The sequence below is a fragment of the Variovorax sp. 20P10.2.4 genome, assembly GCF_058244205.1.
The window spans coordinates 1-3,943 of sequence record NZ_JBZAYE010000652.1 but is presented as its reverse complement, the minus strand read 5'-3'; the positions used below and the strand labels follow the sequence as shown (position 1 = coordinate 3,943).

Genomic DNA, 3,943 nt, shown 5'->3' with positions numbered 1-3,943 from the left:
CCTCGGCGCGGCTCGCGACCCACAGGCGCAGCGTGGCGTCCCAGGCCAGCGGCGGGCCGTCGCGCAGGGTGGCGTAGTAGGGATAGGGATCGGGATGCACGACGGCCTTGACGGGGTCGGTCGGGGCCATCGTCTCGAGGGTGGGGTGCGGCGTGCTCATGGCCGAAGTCTGCGCCGCCCGTGTCCGCCACACTTCGCTCGCGGCCGAAGTGTGGGATGGCATGGCGCCTTAGGATCGCCGCATGAACACCGCCACCTCCGCGAACCCGGACCTCCAGCTCGCCCGCCTCGCCGGCGCCATCGCCGAGCCCGCGCGCGCCCGCATGCTCAGCTGCCTGATGGACGGCCATGCGCGCACCGCCACCGAGCTCGCGACCGTGGCCGAGGTCGCGCCCTCGACCGCGAGCGCGCACCTCGCGCGGCTCAAGGAGGAGCGGCTGGTCGCGCTGCTGGTGCAGGGCAAGCACCGCTACTTCCGGCTTGCCGACGACGACGTGGCGGCCGCGCTCGAAGGCCTGATGGTGGTGGCCGGCGCGCCGCGCGTGGCCGGGTTCAAGCCCAGCACGCCGAGCCGGCTGCGCAGCGCGCGCACCTGCTACGACCACATGGCCGGCACGGCGGGCGTCGCGCTGCACGACCGGCTGCATGCGCAGGGCTGGCTCAGCGGCCTCGCGAGCGGCTCCTACGAACTCACGGCCGAGGGCGCGGTCGCGCTCGAGAGCCTGGGCGTGGAGGTCGATGCGGTGCGGCGTTCGCGCCGCCGCTTCGCCTGCGCCTGCCTCGACTGGAGCGAGCGCCGCCCGCACCTGGGCGGCGCGCTCGGCGCCGCCTGGCTGCAGCTCTCGCTGAAGCGCGGCTGGGTGCGCCAGGAGCTCGACGGCCGCGCGCTCGCGCTCACGCCCAAGGCCGTGCGCGAGATGCCCGAGCTGTTCGCCGGTGCCTGATCGGGCCTCGAATCAGGCCTTGAGCTTGAGCAGGTAGATCAGCGGGCCCGCCATCGCGGTGTCGAGCTCGAGGAAGCCCTCGAAGTCCTTGCCCGCCATCCAGTAGGCGTCCCAGTTGTTCTTCCGGATGGTCTTCTGCCAGAGGTCGGCCACGGTGGCGCGGCGCACCGCCTCGAGCAGCACGGCGCGCCGCTCGGGCGTCACCTTCTTGCCGGTGAGCACGCCGCGCCAGTTGGCGAGGTCGGCGTCCACGCCCTGTTCGCGCACCGAGGGGATGCCGAGGAAGGGCCGCCTGGCCGACACGCCGATGGCGCGCAGCTTGCCGCTCGCGAGGGCCTCGCTGAATTCGCTGTAGCCCGAGATGCCGGCCGCCGACTTGCCCGACTCGAGCGACTCCACCACCTGCGCGCCGCCCGGGTGCGGCTGGTAGACCAGCGCCGCGGTGTTGCCCGCCACGCGCGCCAGCATGCCGGCGTACATGTGGTCCACGCCGCCGGCCGAACCGCCGGCGATCACCGTCTTGGCGGCGTCGGCGCGCAGCTGGGCGATCAGGTCCTTGGGCGTCTTGATCGACGAATCGGCGCGCACCGCCACCACCTCGTAGTCGCTCGTGAGGCGCGCCACCGGCGCCACCTGGGCCAGCGTCACGGCCGGCTTCTGCAGCGCCACCGCGCCGACCATCACCATGCCGCTCATCAGGATCGCGTCGGGGTCGGCGTCGTACTTCTCGACGTACTTCGCGAGCCCGATGGTGCCGCCCTTGCCGCCGATGTTCTCGTAGACCACGTCGCCCACCGCGCCCGAGGCCAGCAGCGCGGCGCCGAGCGCGCGGCCGGTCTGGTCCCAGCCGCCGCCCTCGTTGGCGGGGATCACGATGCGCAGCTTCGCGGTCAGCTGCGGCTCGGCCGCGCGCACGGCCCCCGTTCCCAGCACGGCCATCGCGCCCAGCCAGGCATGGAAGCGCCGGCGTCCGGGCGAAGGCGGCAGGGCGGTCGGGTGCGGCATATTTGTTTCCGATTGTCTAAAAAGGTAAACAAATGATGACGTACAGCGCCTGTCGTGTCGGTGACAGGCACCCAGGGGAAAACCCGGGGAATGGGCCTCCAGTCCTGCCAAATGCGGAACTAAGTCACGCTTTTGGCGGGTCAGGCCTTACTGGAACGCCACTTCCGCGAAGCTGCGCAGCTTGCGGCTGTGCAGCCGGGTCGAGCCTTCCTGGCGCAGGATCTCGATCGCCCGCATGCCGATGCGCAGGTGCTGCTCCACGCGCTCGCGGTAGAAGTGGTTGGCCATGCCGGGCAGCTTGATCTCGCCGTGCAGCGGCTTGTCGCTGACGCACAGCAGGGTGCCGTAGGGCACGCGGAAGCGGAAGCCGTTGGCCGCGATGGTCGCGCTCTCCATGTCGAGCGCCACCGCGCGGCTCTGGCTGAAGCGGCGCTGCGGCTGGTTGCCGGGCAGCAGCTCCCAGTTGCGGTTGTCGGTGCTCGCGACCGTGCCGGTGCGCATGATCTTCTTGAGCTCGGGGCCCTCGCACTTGGTGACGTCGGCCACCGCCTGCTCGAGCGCGAGCTGGATCTCCGACAGCGCCGGGATCGGCACCCACAGCGGCAGCTCCTCGTCGAGCACGTGGTCCTCGCGCACGTAGGCATGGGCCAGCACGTAGTCGCCGAGCTGCTGCGTGTTGCGCAGGCCCGCGCAGTGGCCCAGCATCATCCAGGCGTGCGGGCGCAGCACCGCGATGTGGTCGGTGATGGTCTTGGCGTTGGCCGGGCCGACGCCGATGTTGACCATGGTGATGCCGCTGTAGTCCTCGCGCACCAGGTGGTAGGCCGGCATCTGCGGCAGCCGCGGCGGCGCCGTGCCCTGGCTGCCGTCGAGCAGGTGGCCGAAGGTGGCGCTGGCGCCGGCCGAGAGCCCGCGCCGGCGCGTCACCACGTTGCCGGGCTCGATGAAGGCGATGTACTCGCTGTTCTCGTCGGCCATCGCCTCGTGGCCCAGGCGCACGAACTCGTCGATGTAGAACTGGTAGTTGGTGAACAGCACGAAGTTCTGGAACCAGTCGGGCAGGGTGCCCGTGTAGTGGCGCAGCCGGTGCAGCGAGTAGTCGACGCGCGCGCCCGTGAACAGCGCCAGCGGCTGCGCCTCGCCGGGCAGCGCCTCGAAGGTGCCGTTGGCGATGCCGTCGTCCATCGCGCCGAGGTCGGGCAGGTCGAACACGTCGCGCATCAGCGCGCGCCGCTCGGGGCTCATCGTGCCCTCGATGTGGTCGTTCTCGGCGAACGAGAAATGGATCGGGATCGGCTGCGTGCTGGTGCCCACCTCGAGCTCGACCTGGTGGTTCTCGAGCAGCAGCCGGAACTGGTCGAGGTAGTAGCGCGCATAGAGGTCGGGCCGCGTCAGCGTGGTCTCGTAGCGCCCGGGCCCGGCCACGAAGCCGTAGCTCAGGCCGGCATTGGCCGGCGGCGTGTGGCGCGCCACCGTGTGGGTGTGGACCCGCACGAAGGGATAGCAGGCGCGCACGCGGCCCGGCAGCTCGTCGCCGTCCACGAAGCGCAGCATCGATTCGCGCAGATGGGCGAGTCCGCCCTGGTAGATGGCCTTCACCTGGTCGAGCGCGGCGGCGGCGTCGGTGAAGCGGGCGGGTGCGACGAAGGGGGGCATGTAGGGCATGGCGGCATTGTGCAATGCCGTCGTGACCGCTTTCGGAACGCTTCCGGCCGGCTCGCCCTTCAGGCCAGCAGGCAGCCCAGCACCTTCGCGAGCATGTCGTCCGCATCCGTCGCCTGCACCGCGCCCGGCAGCTCGACGTCGCCGTGCATCACGAACACCGGCTTGCCCCACTTGAGGCCCATCGCCATCTCCGACAGCGTGCCCATGTTGCCGCCGATGGCGACCAGGCACAGGCCGCTGCGCGCGACGATGCCGTTGCGCAGCTCGCCCATGCCGGTGGGGATGGCCACGCTGAGCCATTCGTTGGCGTTGCGGTCGTCGTCCTCGGG

Annotated in this window: 4 protein-coding genes and 1 pseudogene; 1 reads left to right on the top strand and 4 read right to left on the bottom strand. The window is 71.2% G+C overall.

Going from position 1 to position 3,943, the window contains the following annotated elements:
- Positions 1–130 (bottom strand): annotated as a pseudogene (locus AC27VN_RS35035) (cytochrome P450); the annotation flags it as partial.
- Positions 131–242: 112 nt separating this feature from the next.
- Between AC27VN_RS35035 and AC27VN_RS35030 the strand changes: the two are divergent.
- A complete protein-coding gene (locus AC27VN_RS35030; protein ID WP_490879584.1) occupies positions 243–944 on the top strand; it encodes an ArsR/SmtB family transcription factor in 702 nt (233 codons plus the stop codon).
- A gap of 12 nt (positions 945–956) precedes the next feature.
- Here AC27VN_RS35030 and AC27VN_RS35025 read toward each other — a convergent pair whose 3' ends face one another.
- From AC27VN_RS35025 to AC27VN_RS35015, 3 genes are all read right to left on the bottom strand, one after another.
- Positions 957–1,949: a Bug family tripartite tricarboxylate transporter substrate binding protein gene (locus AC27VN_RS35025; RefSeq protein WP_490879583.1), complete on the bottom strand. Its 993-nt coding sequence runs from the start codon at positions 1,947–1,949 to the stop codon at positions 957–959.
- A 147-nt stretch (positions 1,950–2,096) separates the two neighbouring features.
- Positions 2,097–3,614: an AMP nucleosidase gene (locus AC27VN_RS35020; protein ID WP_093354454.1), complete on the bottom strand. Its 1,518-nt coding sequence runs from the start codon at positions 3,612–3,614 to the stop codon at positions 2,097–2,099.
- A 59-nt stretch (positions 3,615–3,673) separates the two neighbouring features.
- A partial coding sequence (locus AC27VN_RS35015) for an SLOG cluster 4 domain-containing protein (protein ID WP_490879582.1) occupies positions 3,674–3,943 on the bottom strand: 270 nt, incomplete at its 5' end.

Bases quoted from the DNA above. Each gene is read 5' to 3' on its own strand.
- AC27VN_RS35025 (WP_490879583.1), bottom strand. From the start codon at position 1,949: ATGCCGCACCCGACCGCCCTGCCGCCTTCGCCCGGACGCCGGCGCTTC.
- AC27VN_RS35020 (WP_093354454.1), bottom strand. From the start codon at position 3,614: ATGCCCTACATGCCCCCCTTCGTCGCACCCGCCCGCTTCACCGACGCC.
- AC27VN_RS35030 (WP_490879584.1), top strand. From the start codon at position 243: ATGAACACCGCCACCTCCGCGAACCCGGACCTCCAGCTCGCCCGCCTC.